This is a genomic window from Brachybacterium sp. AOP3-A1-3 (assembly GCF_052378285.1).
In the GTDB taxonomy this organism is placed as follows: Bacteria; Actinomycetota; Actinomycetes; order Actinomycetales; family Dermabacteraceae; genus Brachybacterium.
On sequence record NZ_JBQSXM010000001.1, the window covers coordinates 314,113 to 332,712 of the forward strand.

18 protein-coding genes are annotated in these 18,600 nt (G+C 69.8%); 12 read left to right on the forward strand and 6 right to left on the reverse strand.

The window, feature by feature from the left end; genetic code table 11:
* Positions 1-103: 103 nt before the first annotated feature.
* Together ACT3T5_RS01430 and ACT3T5_RS01435 are read left to right on the forward strand one after the other, a co-directional pair.
* On the forward strand, positions 104-1,570 hold the full coding sequence (locus ACT3T5_RS01430; RefSeq protein WP_444576411.1) for an FAD-dependent oxidoreductase: 1,467 nt from the start codon (positions 104-106) through the stop codon (positions 1,568-1,570).
* 111 nt (positions 1,571-1,681) lie between these two features.
* Positions 1,682-2,071: a DUF1304 domain-containing protein gene (locus tag ACT3T5_RS01435; protein ID WP_444576412.1), complete on the forward strand. Its 390-nt coding sequence runs from the start codon at positions 1,682-1,684 to the stop codon at positions 2,069-2,071.
* Between the two features lie 306 nt (positions 2,072-2,377).
* Here ACT3T5_RS01435 and ACT3T5_RS01440 read toward each other — a convergent pair whose 3' ends face one another.
* Both ACT3T5_RS01440 and ACT3T5_RS01445 read right to left on the reverse strand, forming a co-directional pair.
* Complete coding sequence (locus tag ACT3T5_RS01440; RefSeq protein WP_444576413.1) at positions 2,378-3,334, reverse strand: endonuclease domain-containing protein; 957 nt, start codon at positions 3,332-3,334, stop codon at positions 2,378-2,380.
* 299 nt (positions 3,335-3,633) lie between these two features.
* Entirely contained in the window at positions 3,634-4,845 is a 1,212-nt protein-coding gene (locus ACT3T5_RS01445) for a pyridoxal phosphate-dependent aminotransferase (protein ID WP_444576414.1), read from the reverse strand.
* 301 nt (positions 4,846-5,146) lie between these two features.
* Here ACT3T5_RS01445 and ACT3T5_RS01450 point away from each other — a divergent pair, with 301 nt between their 5' ends.
* The 4 genes from ACT3T5_RS01450 to ACT3T5_RS01465 all read left to right on the forward strand — a co-directional run bounded on the left by ACT3T5_RS01450 (position 5,147) and on the right by ACT3T5_RS01465 (position 10,808).
* The gene (locus tag ACT3T5_RS01450; RefSeq protein WP_444593376.1) at positions 5,147-7,390 is read left to right on the forward strand and encodes an alpha-galactosidase; all 2,244 of its coding nucleotides are present in this window, start codon (positions 5,147-5,149) and stop codon (positions 7,388-7,390) included.
* A 62-nt stretch (positions 7,391-7,452) separates the two neighbouring features.
* Positions 7,453-8,364 carry a carbohydrate ABC transporter permease gene (locus tag ACT3T5_RS01455; protein ID WP_444576416.1) on the forward strand — a complete coding sequence of 304 codons (912 nt, stop codon included), beginning with the start codon at positions 7,453-7,455 and terminating at the stop codon, positions 8,362-8,364.
* A gap of 16 nt (positions 8,365-8,380) precedes the next feature.
* Positions 8,381-9,352: a carbohydrate ABC transporter permease gene (locus ACT3T5_RS01460; RefSeq protein WP_444576417.1), complete on the forward strand. Its 972-nt coding sequence runs from the start codon at positions 8,381-8,383 to the stop codon at positions 9,350-9,352.
* Positions 9,353-9,362: 10 nt separating this feature from the next.
* The gene (locus ACT3T5_RS01465; protein WP_444576418.1) at positions 9,363-10,808 is read left to right on the forward strand and encodes an ABC transporter substrate-binding protein; all 1,446 of its coding nucleotides are present in this window, start codon (positions 9,363-9,365) and stop codon (positions 10,806-10,808) included.
* 84 nt (positions 10,809-10,892) lie between these two features.
* On the opposite strand, the gene ACT3T5_RS01470 is transcribed toward ACT3T5_RS01465, so the two are convergent.
* The gene (locus ACT3T5_RS01470; RefSeq protein ID WP_444593377.1) at positions 10,893-12,056 is read right to left on the reverse strand and encodes an ROK family protein; all 1,164 of its coding nucleotides are present in this window, start codon (positions 12,054-12,056) and stop codon (positions 10,893-10,895) included.
* A gap of 136 nt (positions 12,057-12,192) precedes the next feature.
* Positions 12,193-12,621: a DUF2785 domain-containing protein gene (locus ACT3T5_RS01475; RefSeq protein ID WP_444593378.1), complete on the reverse strand. Its 429-nt coding sequence runs from the start codon at positions 12,619-12,621 to the stop codon at positions 12,193-12,195.
* Positions 12,622-12,637: 16 nt separating this feature from the next.
* Here ACT3T5_RS01475 and ACT3T5_RS01480 point away from each other — a divergent pair, with 16 nt between their 5' ends.
* Complete coding sequence (locus ACT3T5_RS01480) at positions 12,638-13,330, forward strand: hypothetical protein (protein ID WP_444576421.1); 693 nt, start codon at positions 12,638-12,640, stop codon at positions 13,328-13,330.
* Between the two features lie 120 nt (positions 13,331-13,450).
* Here the strand turns inward: ACT3T5_RS01480 and ACT3T5_RS01485 are convergent, their stop codons facing one another.
* Positions 13,451-14,056, reverse strand: a complete 606-nt coding sequence (locus tag ACT3T5_RS01485; protein WP_444576422.1) for a DUF4126 domain-containing protein — start codon at positions 14,054-14,056, stop codon at positions 13,451-13,453.
* Positions 14,057-14,087: 31 nt separating this feature from the next.
* A complete protein-coding gene (locus ACT3T5_RS01490) occupies positions 14,088-14,747 on the reverse strand; it encodes a PH domain-containing protein (RefSeq protein WP_444576423.1) in 660 nt (219 codons plus the stop codon).
* Between the two features lie 174 nt (positions 14,748-14,921).
* On the opposite strand from ACT3T5_RS01490, the gene ACT3T5_RS01495 reads away from it, so the two are divergent.
* The 5 genes from ACT3T5_RS01495 to ACT3T5_RS01515 all read left to right on the forward strand — a co-directional run bounded on the left by ACT3T5_RS01495 (position 14,922) and on the right by ACT3T5_RS01515 (position 18,431).
* Positions 14,922-15,548, forward strand: a complete 627-nt coding sequence (locus ACT3T5_RS01495) for a hypothetical protein (RefSeq protein WP_444593379.1) — start codon at positions 14,922-14,924, stop codon at positions 15,546-15,548.
* A gap of 296 nt (positions 15,549-15,844) precedes the next feature.
* The gene (locus tag ACT3T5_RS01500) at positions 15,845-16,270 is read left to right on the forward strand and encodes a hypothetical protein (RefSeq protein ID WP_444593380.1); all 426 of its coding nucleotides are present in this window, start codon (positions 15,845-15,847) and stop codon (positions 16,268-16,270) included.
* Positions 16,263-16,469 carry a hypothetical protein gene (locus ACT3T5_RS01505; protein ID WP_444593381.1) on the forward strand — a complete coding sequence of 69 codons (207 nt, stop codon included), beginning with the start codon at positions 16,263-16,265 and terminating at the stop codon, positions 16,467-16,469. Before ACT3T5_RS01500 ends, ACT3T5_RS01505 begins: the two co-directional genes overlap by 8 nt.
* Positions 16,470-17,480 (forward strand): anion permease, encoded by a 1,011-nt coding sequence (locus ACT3T5_RS01510; protein ID WP_444576426.1) that lies wholly within the window; start codon positions 16,470-16,472, stop codon positions 17,478-17,480.
* Positions 17,481-17,951: 471 nt separating this feature from the next.
* Positions 17,952-18,431, forward strand: coding sequence for a hypothetical protein (locus ACT3T5_RS01515; RefSeq protein ID WP_444576427.1), 480 nt, complete (start codon positions 17,952-17,954; stop codon positions 18,429-18,431).
* The last annotated feature ends 169 nt before the right edge of the window (positions 18,432-18,600 follow it).

Below are 18,600 nucleotides of genomic sequence, written 5' to 3' on the forward strand. Positions count from 1 at the left end.
CGGACCGGGGCCGGGACGAATTTCGCGTATATGGTTGTGCGGAAATCAACGTGCGTTCGACGACGCACCGACCAGGCGCCCCGCGCCACGAGACCGAGGTGAGATGTCCTTCTCCCAGCAGCCCTTCCGTCTGGCCGTGATCGGCTCCGGCCCCGCCGGCGTGTACGCCGCCGAGACCCTGCTGCGCAACGAGCGCGTCAAGAACGGTGACCTCGAGGTCGCGATCGACCTCTTCGACCGCCTCCCGGCACCCTTCGGCCTGATCCGGTACGGGGTCGCGCCCGACCATCCGCGTATCAAGGGCATCATCACCGCCCTGCACCGCATCCTCGGCCGCGGCGACATCCGGTTCCTCGGCGACGTCCAGTACGGCACCGACCTCACGGCGGAGGACCTGCGCACCCACTACGACGCGGTCATCTTCGCCACCGGCGCCCTCAAGGACGCCGATCTCGACATCCCCGGCATCGAGCTGGACGGCTCCCACGGCGCCGCCGACTTCGTGGCCTGGTACGACGGCAACCCCGACTACCCCCGCACCTGGGAGCTCGACGCCGAGTCCGTCGCCGTGATCGGCAACGGCAACGTCGCCCTCGACGTGGCCCGCGTGCTCTCCAAGAGCGCCGACGAGCTGCTGCGCACCGAGATCCCCGCCAATGTGTACGAGGGCCTGCAGTCCGCCGCGACCACCGACGTGCACGTCTTCGGCCGCCGCGGCCCCGCGCAGACGAAGTTCTCGCCGCTCGAGGCGCGCGAGCTCGCCCACCCCAAGGGTCTGCAGGTGGTCATGGACCCCCGCGACGTCGAGCAGATCACCGAGACCCAGTGGGCGGCCATCAAGGCGGACAAGCGCACCGACCAGGTCACGCAGACGTTCGTGGGCTGGCTCGAGGAGCAGCAGCGCCGCGAGGCGGCCGGCGAGGAGCCGACGGACAAGAACGGCGGCCCCGTCCAGCGTCGCCTGCACATGCACTTCTGGCACCGCCCCGTCGAGGTCCTCGGCGAGGACGGGAAGGTCACCGGCATGCGTTTCGAGCGCACCCGCCTCGACGAGGAGGGGCGCCTCGAAGGCACCGGCGAGTTCGTCGACTACGAGCTCGGTGCCGTCTACCGCGCCGTCGGCTACCACGGCTCCGAGCTGCCCGGCATGCCCTACGACGCGAAGCGCGGCGTGATCTGCAACGTCGCCGGGCGCGTCACCGAGGCCGATGGCACGCTCGTGCCGGGCGTCTACGCCAACGGCTGGATCAAGCGCGGCCCGGTGGGCCTGATCGGCGCCACGAAGTCCGACGCGATCGAGACCATCTCGAGCCTGCTCGAGGACCTCGATGCCGGCCATCTGTCCGCCGCGCGCGAGCGGGACAACGAGGCGATCCTGCGCCTGCTCGAGGACCGGGGCGTGCAGTACACGACCTGGGACGGCTGGATGGCCCTGGACGAGCACGAGAAGACCCTCGGTGCCGCCGCGGTGGACGCCGACGGCGAGCCCCGTGCCCGCGTCAAGGTCGTCGAGCGCGACGAGATGGTCTCCGTCTCCCGCGCCGGGATGCCCGAGCACTCCCGCGCCTGATCCGCAGGACGCGGGGCGCTGGGCGCTAGGCGCTAGGCGCTAGGCGTAGGACGCACTACGCGAGACGCAGTTCGATGTCCCGTTCGTTGACCAATGTATTCGGAGGCTGCTGTGCTCGTTCTCGGTTCGATCCTGGCTCTGGCCGCGGCACTGCTCCATGGGTTCATCTTCGCCCTGGAGTCGCTCCTGTGGGGAACGCCCCGGGCCCAGAAGGTGTTCGGGCAGCAGAGCGCTGCCGAAGTCTCCACGACCCACGACCTGGCGTTCAACCAGGGGTTCTACAACCTGTTCCTCGGGGTGCTCGCCGCGCTCGGCGCTGTTCTCACGCTCGCGGGCGTGACCACTGTGGGCGTCACGCTCATGCTCGCCGGCACGGGGTGCATGCTCGCCGCAGCGGCCGTGCTCCTGCTCAGCTCCCCGGCACATCGGGGAGCTGCGGTGAAGCAGGGCGCACTCCCCCTGCTCGCCGTGGTCGCTCTGCTGATCGCCCTCGCCCTCTGACCGGAGGCACGTCGGAGGGGTACCGATGTCGTGCCCGAGGGTGGTGCCGGAGGGGTGCCGGAGGGTTGCCGACGGGGTGCACAGCCTCACCCACTCGCCGATGGGCAGACACTCCCCGCCCCGCTTGCCGAGTCCCTCGATACGTCCCGCATTTGAAGCGAATCAAGGGAATCGGGGCATCCTGCCGGGGATCCGATCCCTTATGGCACGAGACCTCACGACCACTGGGCACCTCGCACCGATCCGGCACCTCGCACATCGGATCTGTCACCTGGCACCGGGCACCAGTGGCCGGCTCCGCAAGGATCACGTCGGCGGCAGTTGAGCGACAGCCTCGCGATGAGTCCTGATCCGCTGGTCGGCTGTTCGGATGCTCGCGTCCAGCAGCGCGAAGAAGTCCTTGGAGTCCTTGTGGTCCTCCACGGTGATCCGCAGTACCGCCCACCCTTCGCGGTGCAGCAGCTCGTCCTTCGTATGATCCTTCCGAGCCTGCTCTGCCGTGAAATGCCGCTTGCCGTCGTACTCGATCGCGATCTTCCACGCGGGGTACGCGAGATCGATCCAGTACTCCTTGCCGGTCACCGGGTCGCGGAGGGGCCGGTTCGTCTCAGGTTCGGGGTACCCGGCTCGGACCACCATCAGCCGCGTCATGGTCTCGCGCGGAGAGTCGACCCGATCCCTGGCGTCACGCACGGCCGCCCTCACGGCACGGATACCGCGTGCACGTCGTCCCCGGCACGCTGTCCGCACCGCGTCCACCGTGAGCCCTCCCGCGACACGAATCCGTGAACCGAGGGAGTCGATGCAGGCCACGAGCTCGTCATGGCTGAGCAACGGTGCAAGGTCCAGCAGTACGTGGAACGGATGCTCCACCCTGACTCCGTCCACGACGAGGGAGGGTGGATCCTCGCGCACGTGGACCCTGAGCCTTCGGGCTGAGCCCCGCTTCTGCTCCGGCTGCACCGTGCAGTGGATGTCCGCACCGCCCTCCCAGGTGAGCTTGTCCGGCAGCGGGAGGCCGAGGAGCTCGGCCGCCGTGACGTGGCAGATGAGACTGCCCGGGACCACTCTCCTCTGGAGGATCCGCGCCACTTCCCGAACTCCGGCCGGCTCAGCAGCCACGGTGTAGCACCCGGGAAGCACGCGCAGGAACTCGGGGCTCGACAGTCTTCGGATGCTGACCCCCATCTTGAGCATGCCGGCGCGCGTGAACACCCGACCCGTCGGAATGCTCGCTCCGTTGCTGTCCTGACCGCTGCTCATCCCCCGACAGTAGGAACGTGATGGGTCGCGGAGACTGCTGCAGCCCTCGCAGTGGAAAAGATCCACTGGGGAGGAGAGACGCGAGCAGAGCACGCCCGCCACGCCGACGCGCGCCAGATCAGGGGCGACGCGCCGAACGAATCCACGAGAACGTCCCACCAGCGGGACGAATCAGTGGACTCGGCGAACGAGGGAGGCGGAAAGGGTCCGAGGGGCAACCTAGCGGACCAGCGGACCAGCGGACCATCGGACCAGCGGATCAGCGGACCAGCGGACCAGCGGATCAGCGGATCAGCGGATCAGCGGCGGATGCTTGCGAGGTAGTCGCCGATGCGGTCCACGGCGTTCGCGAGCATCTCCGCGGGCGGCAGCGTCACCAGGCGGAAGTGGTCCGGGGTGTCGAGGTTGAAGCCGGTGCCGTGGGTGACCAGCAGCTTCTGCTGGCGCAGCAGGTCGTAGGCGAACTGCTCGTCGTCCTCGATCGCGTACATCTCGCGGTCGAGCTTGGGGAACATGTACAGCGCTCCCTGCGCCTTGACCACGCTGATGCCGTCGATCGCGCTGAGGCCCTCGTAGGCGACATCGCGCTGCTCGCGCAGACGCCCGCCCGGCAGCAGCAGCTGGTTGATCGACTGGTGCCCGCCGAGCGCCGTCGCGACGATGTGCTGGGCCGGGACGTTCGGGCACAGGCGCATGTTCGAGAGGACGTCCAGGCCCTCGATGAAACTGGTCGCGTCGTCCTTGGGTCCGTACAGCGCCATCCAGCCGGCCCGGAACCCGGCCACCCGGTACGCCTTGGAGAGCCCGTTGAAGGTGATCGACAGCAGGTCCGGGGCGAGCGAGGCGATCGAGGTGTGGACCGCGTCGTCGTAGAGGATCTTGTCGTAGATCTCGTCGGCCAGGATCATCAGGCCGTGGGTGCGAGCCACCTCGACGATGTCGCGCAGCACGTGCTCGGGGTACACCGCGCCGGTGGGGTTGTTGGGGTTGATGACCACGATGGCCTTGGTGCGGTCGGTGACCTTCGAGGCGATGTCCTCGACGTCGGGCCACCACTGCTGCTCCTCATCGCAGCGATAGTGCACGGCGCGGCCGCCGGCCAGCGACACCGAAGCGGTCCACAGCGGGTAGTCCGGCTGCGGCACGAGCACCTCGTCGCCGTCGTCGACGAGTCCCTGGCACACCATCTGGATCAGCTCGGAGACACCGTTGCCGAGGTAGACGTCGTCGAGGTCGATGCCGGGCATGTCACGCATCTGGTAGTACTGCGCGACGGCGCGACGGGCCGCGGGGATGCCCTTGGAGTCGGAGTAGCCCTGCGCGGTGGGCAGGTTCTTGATCATGTCCACGAGGATCTCGTCGGGCGCCTCGAAGCCGAACGGTGCGGGGTTGCCGATGTTCAGCTTGATGATCTTGTGACCCTCGGCCTCCATGCGAGCTGCTTCTGCGGGCACGGGACCGCGGATCTCGTAGCAGACGTCGCGCAGCTTGGAGGACTGGGTGAAGATCATTCGGGGGCTCCTGGCCTGGTCGGGTGGGCACAGGATATCGCCGCCCGACGGGCCGCCGATCCCGTGACCGCACTGCAACCCCGAGACACCCTTGACGTCAGCCCAAGTATTTAGTTTCATGGTTTCAGTTAAGGCGGCTCGCAGGGCGACGGAACGCTCGACGGGTACCGCATCTGCGGCCTCCTCCCGGGCGATCCGGCCGGATCGGCGGCCCTGTCGGCACCATCCGCTGTCCCGCCCGTTCCGTCTCACCTCGTCTCGTCCCGCCCTGTCCCGTCCCCTCCCGTCCCAGAGGTCATCGATGTCCCCACGCAGGTCCTCCGTCAGCACCGCCGTCACGGCGCCCAGTCCGGGCTCCACGCAGCGGGTCCACCTGACGGCGTCCGGGGTCTCCGTGGTGCTGGACGTGACCGACGGCCGCTCCCCCGCCATCGCCCACTGGGGCGCGGCCCTGGGTACGCTCGACCCGGAGGGTCTGGAGGCCGTCTGCGCGGCGGCCGTCGAGCCGGTCCCCCACAACGCCGTCGACGTGCCGCTGCGGATCGCGATCATCCCCCAGCAGGCCGACGGCTGGATCGGCCGGCCGGGACTGACCGGTTCGCGCCCCGACGGCTCGGGATGGGCGCCGCGCCTGGTCACGCGCGCGATCTCCCTCGACAGCAGTCCGCTGACCGCCCCGCACGCCGAGGCGGGGGCGGCGCTCGTGCGGATCGATCTGGACGACGAGGAGCTCGGGCTCGAGGTCGCGCTCGAGGTCGAGCTGCTCCCGTCGGGGCTCCTGCGCCAGCGCGCCACCTGCACGAACACCGCCCAGTGCCCGTACGCGCTGGACGAGCTCACCGTCTCCGTGCCCGTGCCCGGCGACGCCGACGAGCTGCTGGACTTCGCCGGCCGCTGGTCCAAGGAACGCACCCCACAGCGCAGCGCCTTCACCGTCGGCACCCACCTGCGCGAGAACCGTCGGGGCCGCACCGGGGCCGACGCCGCCCACGTGCTGCACGCCGGGCGGCCCGGGTTCGGCTTCCGCCACGGCGAGGTCTGGGGCGTGCACACCGCGTTCTCGGGCAACCACCGCCATCTCGCGGAGCAGATCAACACCGGCAGCCGGATCCTCGGCGGCGGCGAGCTCCTGCTGCCGGGCGAGGTGGTGCTCGATGCTAACGAGTCCTACGCGAGCCCGTGGCTCTACGCCTCCTACGGCGAGGGGCTCGACGCGGTCGCCTCCCGCTTCCACCGGCACCTGCGGGCGCGTCCGCACCATGTGGGAACTGACCGGCCCGTCACCCTGAACGTGTGGGAGGCCGTCTACTTCGACCACGATCTGGCCCGGCTCACCGACCTCGCCGACCGCGCCGCCGATCTCGGCGTGGAGCGGTTCGTGCTGGACGACGGCTGGTTCGGGTCCCGCCGCGATGACACCTCCGGCCTCGGCGACTGGATCGTCTCGGCGGATGCCTGGCCGGGTGGGCTGGGCCCGCTGGTCGACCACGTCACCGGCCTCGGTATGGAGTTCGGCCTCTGGTTCGAGCCCGAGATGGTCAACGAGGACTCCGACGTGGCCCGGGCGCATCCGGAGTGGATCATGGCCCCCTCCCCCGACCGGATCCCCCTGGAGTCCCGCCACCAGCAGGTGCTGAACCTGTCGATCCCCGAGGCCTTCGCCCACGTGCGCGAGCAGATGGGCGCGGTGCTGGATGCGCACGACATCGGCGACATCAAGTGGGACCACAACCGTGACCTGCTCGAGGCCGCCACCCGCGGCACCGGCCGCGCCGCCGTCCACGCCCAGACCCTGGCCACCTACCGGCTGATGGATGAGCTGAAGGAAGCCCACCCCGGGCTCGAGATCGAGTCGTGCTCCTCCGGCGGCGCCCGCGTGGACCTCGAGGTGCTCGAGCGCACCGATCGGGTGTGGGTCTCGGACTGCATCGACCCCCTGGACCGCCAGCAGATGAACCGCTGGACCTCGCAGCTCGTCCCGCTCGAGCTCATGGGCAGCCACATCGCCTCGGGCCGCTCCCACACCACGGGACGTCTGCACACCCTCGACTTCCGCGCCGCGAGCGCCCTGTTCGGACACCTCGGCATCGAATGGGACCTCACGCAGGCGGACGCGGAGGAGACCGCCTCGCTGCGCTCCTGGATCACGCTCCACAAGGACCACCGCGAGCTGCTGTTCACCGGCGACCTGGTGCGCGCCGATCGCGGCGACAGCCCGCTGTGGCTGCACGGCGTGGTCTCCCCGCAGCGTGACCGCGCCCTGTTCACCCTGGTCGCCGTCGGCCGCTCCGACCGGTCCCAGCATGACCGGCTCCGCTTCCCCGGGCTCGACCCCGAGGCCCACTACCGCGTGCTGCCGCTGGCGACCGGTGCCCGTACCAGCAGCCTGATCCCGCCGCGCTGGATGCAGCAGGCCCAGGAGTCCACCGACGACGGCGGTCTCCTCCTCCCCGGCGCGGCCCTCATGGTCTCCGGCCTCGCCACCCCGCTCCTCGACCCCGAGCAGGCGCTCCTGGTCGACATCACCCGCGCCGAGGCCTCCTGACCTCCACGCGCAGTACGCACGGAGCCGGGACATCCGGCTCCGTCCGACGAAAGAAGGTAGCCATGTCCACCGCGACGACGTCGACGCGGTCGGCCCCGAGACGCCGACGGAAGGACGACACGAAGCTGGCACTGCTGTTCATCGCGCCAGCGACCGTCGGCCTCCTGGTGTTCCTCGTGTGGCCGCTGCTGACCGGCCTGTACTACTCCTTCACGGAGTACACGACTCTCACCCCGCCCCAGTGGATCGGGCTGGAGAACTATCAGAGGCTGATCGCCGATCCGATCTTCTGGAAGTCCCTGAAGGTCACGGTGCTGTACGTGCTGATCAACATCGGCGTGCAGACGGTCGTGGCCCTGCTGATCGCGGTGCTGATGCAGCGCCTGACCCAGTCCACGATCCTGCGCTCCCTCGTGCTGACCCCGTACCTGGTCTCCAACGTGGTCGCGGCGATCACGTTCCTGTGGATCCTCGACACCCAGCTGGGCATCTTCAACATCTTCTTGACCTGGATCGGCTTCGATCCGGTCTCCTTCTGGTCCAGCGAGACCTGGGTGATCCCGACCGTCGCGCTGGTGAACGTGTGGCGCCACATGGGCTACACGGCGCTGCTGCTGTTCGCGGGCCTGCAGTCCATCCCCACCTACCTCTACGAGGCGGCTCGCACGGAAGGGGCGGGAGAGATCGCCCAGTTCCGTCGCATCACCCTGCCGCTGCTGCGCCCGATCCTGGCGCTGGTGCTGATCATGACGATCATCGGCTCGTTCCAGGTGTTCGACACGATCTCCGTGACCACCCAGGGCGGACCGGCCGACGCCTCGAAGGTGCTGCAGATGTACATCTACGAGAACGCCTTCGCCCAGTACGAGTTCGGCTATGCCTCGGCGCTGTCCGTCGCGCTGCTGATCATCCTCATGGTCATCACGTTCACGCAGTACTGGCTCACCAAGGCCGGACAGTCGGACCTGGACTGACGGGAGAGAGAACACCATGACCACCACATCGCATCCCGTCACGGGCAGCCCCGGCACCGCCGGCACCACGAATTCCCACGACCCCACCGGTCGCACCATCCATCGGCCGAAAAAGCCGATCCCCTGGGGGAAGATCGTGGCCTGGGCCGTGATGGTGATCTTCCTGCTGATCACCCTGTTCCCCTTCTACTGGATGCTCCGCACGGCGCTGTCCAGCAACAACGCCCTGGCCACCGACCCGGGCAGCCTGCTGCCGGTGGGGATGAACTCCGGCGGCTTCGAGCGCGTCTTCGGCCTGCAGGACGTCGAGACCGCGATCTCCCAGGGCGGCAGCGGCGCCTCGATCAACTTCTGGCGCTACCTGCTCAACTCCGTCATCGTCGCGACCGCGGTGACCGTCGTGCAGACCTTCTCCTGCGCGATGGCCGCCTACGCGTTCTCGCGGCTGCGCTGGCGCGGCCGCGAGACGGTGTTCCTGATCTTCCTGGGCTCGCTGATGATCCCGCAGATCTTCACCCTGCTGCCCAACTTCATCCTGATCAAGAACCTCGGCCTGGTCGACACGCTGCTGGGCATCATGCTGCCCACGCTGTTCATCTCGAGCTTCGCGATCTTCTTCCTGCGGCAGTTCTTCAACAACATCTCCCGCGAGGTCGAGGAAGCCGCCCTCATCGACGGGGCGAGCAAGGCGCGGGTGTTCTTCACGCTCATCCTGCCGATGTCCAGCGCCCCGCTGGCCACCCTCGCCCTGCTGACCTACATGTCCGCGTGGAACGAGTACTTCTGGTCGCTGATGGTGTCCTACACCGATCAGTCCCGCGTGCTCACCGTCGCGCTGGGCGTCTTCCGGGCGCAGGCGCCCGGAACCGGCCCCGACTGGTCGGGCCTGATGGCCGCGACGCTGGTCGCCGCCGCCCCCATGCTGATCCTCTTCGCCCTCTTCGCGAAGAAGATCGTCAACTCCATCGGTTTCAGCGGGATCAAGTGAGGTGCCCCAGATGAACTCCCCGATCCACCGAGCACACACTGCTCGCGCCACCCCGTCCGACACCACCCCTCCGACTGCCCCGCCGCGGGCCGACGGATCGTCTCTGTCCCGTCGGCGCCTGCTGCAGGGATCCGCCGCTCTCGCCGCCGGCGCCACCGCGGCCGGAGCGCTGTCCGCCTGCGGAGGTGCCTCCGCCCCCGCGGGGGCCACCCAGATCGACTACTGGCTGTGGGACGCGAACCAGCTGCCCGCCTACTCCGCCGCGATCGATCTCTTCATGGAGAAGAATTCCGACGTCTTCGTGCGCGTCACTCAACTGGGCTGGGACGACTACTGGACGAAGCTCACGGCGAGCTTCGTCGCGGAGGCCGGGCCCGACGCGTTCGCGGACCATCTCGCCCGCTATCCGGAGTTCCTCAAGCTCGGGGTGATCGCCCCGCTGGACGGCCTGGGACCGCTCGACGACATCCCGGCCACCCAGTTCCAGGACGGTCTGCAGGAGCTGTGGACCGGCCAGGACGGCAAGCGGTACGGGATGCCCAAGGACTACGACACGATCGCGGTCATGTACGACAAGAACATGCTCGAGGAGGAGGGGCTCGCCCCCGAGGACCTCGAGGACCTGGACTGGAATCCGGAGGACGGCGGCACCTTCGAGAAGATGCTGGCGCGGCTCACCCTGGACGCGAACGGCGTGCGCGGCGACGAGGACGGCTTCGACCCCAAGAACGTGGCCCGCTACGGCATGGCCGCCGACGGCGGGATCGACTACACGGGCCAGACCAGCTGGTCCGCCTTCGCCTACTCGACCGGGTGGACGTTCACGGATGCGGACACCTGGGGAACGCATTTCAACTACGACGACGAGCGCTTCGCGGCCACCATGGACTGGTACTTCGGCCTCGTCGACAAGGGGCTCTTCCCGCCCTTCGGTGTGTTCGGCGACTCCAGCCCCACCCAGACACAGGTGCAGTCCGGCAAGGCGGCGCTGTCGCTGGCCGGCTCGTGGATGATCACGACCTTCAACAACATGGAGGGCATGGAGCTGGGCATCGCCCCGCTCCCCTCGGGTCCCATCGGCACTCCGATGTCGATGTTCAACGGGCTCGGGGACTCGATCTCCGCCCAGTCGGACAACAAGGAGGCGGCTGCCCGACTGATCGCGTTCCTGGCCTCTGACGACGCCCAGCAGGTCATCGGGGAGCGCGCCCCGTTCTTCCCGTCGACCGATGTCGGCACCGAGGCGGCGATCCAGGCGTTCGCCGACGAGGGCTTGGACGTCACCCCGTTCACGGACCGGGTGGCGAACGGTGAGACCGGGCTGTATCCGCTGGTGGAGAACTCCGCGGCGATCATGCAGATCATGCAGTCGGCCTTCGACCAGTGCTGGATGCGGCGAATCGACGGGGCGGACTTCGCCTCGTACAACGACCGGGTCAACGCCCTGTTCGAGTGATCGAGTGATCGAGTGATCGAGTGACAGAACGGCCGACGCCTGCGAGGGCGTCGGCCGTTGTGTCGTCAGTGATTCTGTCGTCTCTCAGGGGACGCCGACGAACTCCTGGATGCCGATCACGGCGGCACCCCGGGCCCACTCGTCGAAGTCCCCGCTGAGGGTGCGCACCACGAGGCCCTGCTGCCCGCGGGCGACAGCACTGCCCAGAGCCTCTTCGAAGACGGGGAACACTGCCCTGATCAGGTCCACGTTCTCACCACCGAGCACGATCGCCTGGGGGTCGATCACGGCGACCAGGCTGCCCGCGCCGAGCGCGACGGCCCGGGCCAGGTCCTCGGCGATCTCCCGTGCGGCGCGATCACCCGAGACGACCAGGGCGCGCAGCGCGTCGATCCCCTCGTCGGCGGCGAGCACGCCTCGCGCCCGGGCCGCCCGCACGACGGCCTCGGTGCTGGCCACGTCACGGATCGCCAGCGGCTCCCCCTGGGCGTCGTGGCCCACGGCGAGCCGGCCGGTGAGGCCCGCCATGTGGTTCCGGCCCTCGACGACCCGCCCGTCGATCACGGTGCCGAAACCCACGCCGGCACCGATCGTCAGCACGACGAAGGAGCTGTAGGCACGGCCGATGCCGAACCAGTGCAAGCCGTTGATCATCGCGACCAGGTCGTTCTCGACCACGACGGGCAGATCCACCCGGGCCTCGAGCACGGCGGCGAGCTCGACCGGGCTCTGCCATCCCAGGAGGTGCGCGGTGACCACGGTGCGCCGCCCGGCCACCAGGCCGCCGAGGCTCACCCCGATCCCGGCGACGTGCGGATGCGCGTCGAGGAGGGCCTCGACCGGGGTGAGGATCGCCTCGACCAGCTCGTCCGGGGAGCTGTCCTCGAGCGGGATCACGAGCTCCTCGAGCATGTTGCCGCGCACCGTGGTGACCACGGCGTGGACCTCCTGCGCAGTGACCTTGACGCCGATGAAGCGCGGGCCCCGGTTCTCCACGATGTCGAGCGGCTCATGGGGACGGCCCTTGGGGCGCACCACCGCGGTGAGCGGGTGCAATCTGTCGTGATCCAGCAGATCGCGGGTGACCCTGGTGACGGTGGGCGCCGACAGGCCCAGCCGTTTGGTGAGTTCGCTGCGGGAGCGGGGACCGAAGCGCAGCAGATCGCGGTAGACGGCGCGCATGCTCTCGGTGCCGAGGTCGGCGACGACGTCCGGCCCTGCGCTGTGCTCCTCGTGACTGCCCTGCATAGCGCGAGCTTATCCGCCGCGGACCGCTTCCCGAGTGCGGTCCGGGGTTGCCGTCAGGACCGAGAGATGAACAACCACGGCGTCATCCGGGACAGGAGGCGCGCCAGCGCTGCCCGCGCGGCTCCCGCTGAGGCGATCAGGGCAGGGCCCTCACCGTCCAGCGGCTGCTCGGAGACGGCGACATACAGGCTCGCGCCGGTGGCGTAGGCGTTGTGCCACCACGCCGGGGGCCGATCAGGCGTGCGGCCAGCAGGTCCAGCACCTCCCGACCGGTGGCGATGCCCGTTCGGGCGCATTCGCCGAGGTAGTCGGCACCATGGGCGACAGCATGGAGCCACCCGAAGTCGTCGTCGTACCCACGGGTGTCCGACTCGGCGGGGTACCACCGCACGACAGCCTCGAAGGCCTCCCGATCCCCGGCATCGACCACCCAGGTCAGCATCAGGGGTGCGAACGTGCGCGCCTGCACCTCGGCGGAGGCGGTGGAGTGGGGCAGCCAGATCTGACATGCTTCCTCCCAGACCAGCGGGCCCTCTGGCGAGGTCCCGCGACGAACCCACGACATGCAGCAGGGGAGCCCCATGAGCGAGATGCCGGCGGACGCCGCGACGGACGATCAGCCCACGATCTACACGGCCTACGAGATCGACTTCATGCTGGCTCTGCGCCCCACGCAGAGCGGGGCGATCACCCGCGAGCAGGTGGGCCTGCGCCGCGCCCCCGAGGACGCGCAGGAGTTCGTCACCGCAGCGGTCACCTCCGGGCTGCGGGCACGCGGGAAGGTGAAGCGCTCGGACGACGGCCAGTGGCTGCTCGGCGAGGAGGGCCAGATCGTGGCGAGCGCGCTGACCTCCGCCGATCGCTGGCTGGGCCTCGCCCTGGCCGAGGGCGAGGCCATGCGGATGGCCTTCGTCATCAAGGCGGACGACGCGGTCCTCATGCTCACCCAGGACGAGCTGGACTCCTTCGTGGTCTCCGCCCTGCCCGATCCGGAGCATGTGCCGACCTCGGTGGCCGACATCGTCACCGCCTTCCTCGACGACGGGCGCGAGCGCACCGTCTCGCTGCGCCGCAAGGACATCGCGACGCCCGAGGACGAGACCCCGATGATGCTCCACGTCGAGGCCGACGGCACCTGGCGGTCCGGGCACCTCCCGCTCGACGACGACGGGATCCTCGCCGTCTCGGACATCTCCCGGGACGCGGTCGCCGAGGCCGTGCGCCTCCTGTGGGCCGACGGCACCAGTTCGGCGCTGGCCGCTCCGGCCGTCTGAGCCCGCGGTTCAGGACCGACCATCTGAGCCTGCGGTTCATGAGCCTGCGGTTCATGAGCCTGCGGTTCGAGACCGACCCCCTGAGCCCGCGGTTCACGACCGACCACCTGAGCCCGCGGTTCAGGAGGCGGGGCCGAGCCCCGTCGTGCGCCCGGCGCGAGCGGTGCGCAGCCTGCCGCGCAGGTTCCGGTAGAGCTTGTGGACCCGATAGATGAGGTAGATCCCCGCGGCGAGCAGGACGAGCGCCACCACGGCGGCGACCGCGGGCAGCAGGAGGGTCAGGCCGCCGACGACCAGCGCGGCGACGTCCTCCCCGGTCGAGACCACGGCGTTGGAGACCGGCTCCGGTGACACGTTGACCGCAGCTCGCGCGGTGGACTTCGCCGCATGCGACCCGAAGGCGGCCACCGCGCCGATCACGGCCATGACGATCGCCGTCGTCGTATCGGTCTCTCCGCCCAGCAGGAAGCCGATGGCGCCGCCGGCGATCGGCCGGATCACCGTGTGCAGCTGGTCCCAGAAGGAATCGAAGAAGGCGATCTTGTCGGCCGCGAAGTCGACCAGCAGCAGGATCGCGGTGATGACCAGCAGATCGGTGCGCTGCAGAACCTCAGGGACCTGCTCGAGACCGAAGATCCGCCCGGCGAGCCCGAGCAGGAAGACCATGAAGTAGGGCCTGATCCCGCTGACCCAGCCGGATCCCACCGTCATCAGCAGTGCTTCCATCACCGTCTCCCGGTTCCGTCGTGTCGGCCTCTCAGCGTTTGCCCCGTGCGGCCCGTTCCCGCCGGCGCAGCTCTGCGCGCAGTGCCCGGATGGTCTGTCCGGAAGGTCGAGTGTAGGTCCAGATGTGGCGATCCAGGGCGGGAACGACGATGCGGGTCCCGTCGCGCAGCCGCAGGCCGACGGTCAACCAGTGCACCGGGTGGATCACCCGGGACTCGATCGCCACGATGCTGCTCCACGGCACGTGCCGGGTCCGCAGCGCGCCGACCACCCGCAGCCCCTCCTCGGAGATCTCCAGGCGCGACCTCGCGGTGCCCAGGGCGACCAGGCCGAAACGGATCCCGAGCAGAGCGCTGAGCGTCGCCGCGAGGAGGAGCGCGAGCAGCACCAGCAGCAGGCCGACGCCCGGGGCATGGCCGTCCGCGGTCGTCGCCCACAGGAGCACGGCCGCCACCGTCATCACCAGCGAGCCGCCGAGAGCGAGGGCGGCGACCACCGACCGCAGCAGCGTGTCCTGCACCGCGTCGGCCGGACGCACCGTCCTGACGATGCTGCGGCCGGCCCGCCCCCGCACCGCCCGCTGCTGCTGGAGGTTCGCCACCATCCGTTCCACCGTCGCCGCGCTGCGCGAGTAGTCGGGCAGGAGAGTACGGACCCCCGGCTCGGGGTCGAGGTGCCGCGGAATGGTCATCTCCGCAGACTATTTCGGGCTCTGTGCAGGGTCGATGGGCTGAACTCCCCACGTTCGGAGCCTCGCAGCGCGAGCCGCGGTGTCGAGCGGAGGACGACGGTGACCACGGCTGTGCGGTGCGGTGCGCCACCGCGTCGATGCGTGCCCCCAGGTGCCCGCCGTAGAGTTCACGGCATGTCCTCCTCTGGATCCAGCTCTCCCCGTTTCCGTCGTCCGGCGTCGTTGTTCCCCTCGACCGCGGAAGCCATTCCCGGCGATCCGGATCCCTCGACCTCGACGGATCTGGCCCACGACTCGGCGCAGGCCCTCCTGGACGGGGTGTTCCACAGCTCGGATCCCGAGGTCGTCGAGCGGGTCCTGCATCTGGCCGCTCAGGACGGGCTCTCGGACCTGGCGGCCCTTTGGTCGGGATCGCCCGCGAGCACGCTGCCCGGCGCCCTGTGGCGCCTCTACGTGCTGCACACCTGGGTCCAGCACAGCGGCGAGGACGTCGTGCACCGCTACCGTGCCGGATCGCGCACCATCCCCGGGCTGCGCTACCTCTCCGGGTTCGCCGAGCCGCCGGACGTGCAGCAGGTCCAGCGCACGATGGACGACATCCTGCGCGGGGCGTTCACCGGAGACCTCGCCATCGCACTGACCCGCGCCGGGGCGGTCGCCACGATCCTCGCCCACGGCACCGCCCACCTGGCCGATGAGGATCCCGGTCCCCATCGGACCCGGCAGGCGGAGCGGCTGCTGAGCACCGGCGAGGAGCTGGCGATGGCCGGCCGCCATGCCGAGGCCGGCCGGTTGGACTGAGCTCCGAGCCGCGCAGCGGGGCTGAACGTCACACAGCGGGGCTGAACGTCGCCGCGGACGTGGCACATGCCATTCCTGCCCGGGTCACGGGTGGATGCCCCGGGCGTCAGTGCCCTACGATGTATGGGCGCCGGGCCGCGGTTGCCCCGGGCTCCAACATTTGCCGCTTCGAGCGGCCTTCGCGCCGACAGGCGCATCCCGGTCCGGCGCCCCAGCATCTCGAGCATGTCGACACCTCCCACCAGCGGTGATCGGCACCGGGTACAGCGCCCCACGGCGCAAGGAGGAGACCTGAGGTGGTGCAGCTCTTCCCGCGTCGCGTCGAACGCTCGATGACTGATCTGTTCAGCGAACTCGCCGAGCTCCTGGTCCAGGCCACCGACACCCACTCCCGGATGCTCGGGCACGGGTACCGCGAGCGCACTCGCATCGCGCCCGTGCTGCACGACCAGTCGACCCGCGCCGAGGAGCTGTGCCTCCGGATCGCGCAGCGCCTGGCGCAGTCGCTGATCACGCCGTACGAGGCGGAGCTGCTCTACGACCTCGCCCTCACCCTGGCGGACACCGTCGCGTCCCTGGAGAACACGGCCGAGCTGCTGGTCCTCTCCCCGGATCGGTGCCCTCCCCACGCCCCTGCTCGAGGCGGCCAAGGGCATCGAACGGGCGGCCGAGCTGACCGTCGTCGCGACCTGGACGCTGAACCGCGTGCGGGACATGGGTGACTACTACCCGCAGATCCGCAAGCTCAAGCGGCAGGGAGACCGGCTGGTCCGCCAGTCACTCGGCGAGCTCTACCAGCGCGGCGGGGCGTCCACCGATCTGCTCCCCCTGCGCGACATCACCGCCTCCGTGGCGAGCACGATCGAGCTGCAGGAGCACGCCGGGCGCCTGGCCGATCTGCTGCGCGTCAAGGACGCCTGAGTGACCCCGGCACTGCTCGTGCTGGTCGTCCTCCTCGCGCTCGCGATGGCGTTCGTCAACGGGTTCCACGACGCTTCCAACGCGGTCTCCACCGCCATCACCACCCGGTCGCTGCGAGAGTCGACGGCCCTGGGGATGGCCGCCATCTTGAACCTGCTCGGAGCCCTGCTGGGGATGTTCCTGCTGGCGGTGACCGCCCAGTGGGCGCTGCACCTCCTGGGACTGGGGCAGCTCGCCGCCACGACCGCCGGGACGCCTGACGTGCTCGGGGCGGGCCTGGTCGCGATCCTGCTCGCCACCCTGTGCTGGGAGCTGCTGACCTGGTGGATCGGCATGCCCTCCTCCACCTGGCACGCCTTCTACGGGAGCGCGATCGGGGCGTCCCTGGCCATCGGCGCGGCCGCCGCCTGGGATCGCCTGGTGGTGATCGTCGTCGGCTCGATCGTCGGCCCGCTGCTCGCGGTGCTCGTGTCCTATCTGGTGATGCAGGGGATCCTCGCCCTGGCGCGCGACGAGCGCCTGCGCGTCGCGCATCTGCGATTCGCCCAGACGGTCACCGCCGGTGCGGTCGCGACCGGGCACGGCCTCAGCGACGCGCGTCTGCCCCTCGCCGTGATCGTCGTCGCGGCCTCGGTCTCCGATCTGTCCTTCGGCGCCGCCCTGCCGATGATGGTGGCCGTGGCGGTCGCCGTCGCGGCCGGCACCTTCCTGGGCGGGCATCGGATCATCCGCACCATCGGTCGCCGGCTCACCGATCTCTCCGTCGCCCAGGGCCTGGCCGCGGAGGCCTCCTCGGTGCTGTCGATGTCGGTGGCGATCTTCGGGCTGGAATCCCCTGTCTCCACCTCGCACGGCCTCGCCTCGGGCGTGGTCGGCGCCGGGGTCGCCGTGGGCCGTCGCCAGGTGCGCTGGCGCGTGGCCCGCACGATGGTCGCCGTGTGGCTGCTGACGCCGATCGTGGCGGCGGTGCTCGCAGCGGCGCTGGCCGGCGTGATGCTCGAGCTGAGCTGACCGCGAGGAAGGCGTCGTCCGCCCGCATCGGACCGGACCGCACCGCACCAGACCGCTCCGCACCGGACGCCGAGGGTTCTCGGAGGGTCGACGGCTATCCTGTGCAGGCCCGATCGCGAAGGAGACCCGATGCCCGACGGCGAGTCCACCACTCCCGCCCCGAGGAAGCGTCCTGTCTACGGGCGCCCTGCGCCGGCGTCCGCCGGAGCCGCCTCCGGGCCGGATTCCGCCGCGCACAGCGGCTCTGCGCACAGCGGGTCAGCACAGGGCGCGTCCGTACAGGGCGGATCCGCACACAGCGGGTTCACGCACAGCGGGTTCGCTCAGGATCCCTCTTCTCAGGGGTCGTTCGCTCACGAGCCCTACCCCGATACTCCGGCCACCGGGCCGTTGCCGGCCCAGCCGCCCCGCTCATCCGGCGGGTCCTCGCCGTCCACGCGCCGCGGGCTGGCGCCGCTGATCATCGGTCTCGTGCTGCTGCTCATCATCGGCCCGGCCGCGACCATCGGCGGGCTCGTGTGGTCGTTCAGCTCGCTGGTGGGCGACGCCACGACCGGCCCCACCGTGGTCGAGGGCGGGACCGGGGAGCTCGAGATCGGCAAGAACGAGATGCTGATCCTCTATGTCCCCGCGGCGGACGCCGACAGCGCTCAGTGCACCGCCGAGGGCTCCTCCTCCGGCGCGGTCACCGAGTTCCCGACCTCCGGGTCGGTGACCTTCGGCAACGGGACGTCGTACGAACAGGTACTCGGCGTCGCCGCGACCGCGGACACCACAGTGACGATCTCCTGCACCGGCACGGACTCCCCGGCCTATCTCGGGCCGTACAGCGTGACGAAGATGGCGGCCCCGATGCTGATCGGCCCCATCATCGGCATCATCGCGGGATTGATCGGACTGATCCTCACGATCATCGGCATCGTCCGCCTGGTGCGGAGCCGTCGCGCCTGACGGCGTACCGGACGTCGCGCCTGGCGGCACAGCTGGTTACCACTGGATGCCGGCTGCACGTCGGGCGGCCGACGGCGCTCGTCCGACGGCGATCGTCCGACGCACACCGCGCCGCGTCTCAGGGATCGACCCTTCCGAGCATGTGCGCGGCGCCCCTGATTTAGAGTGG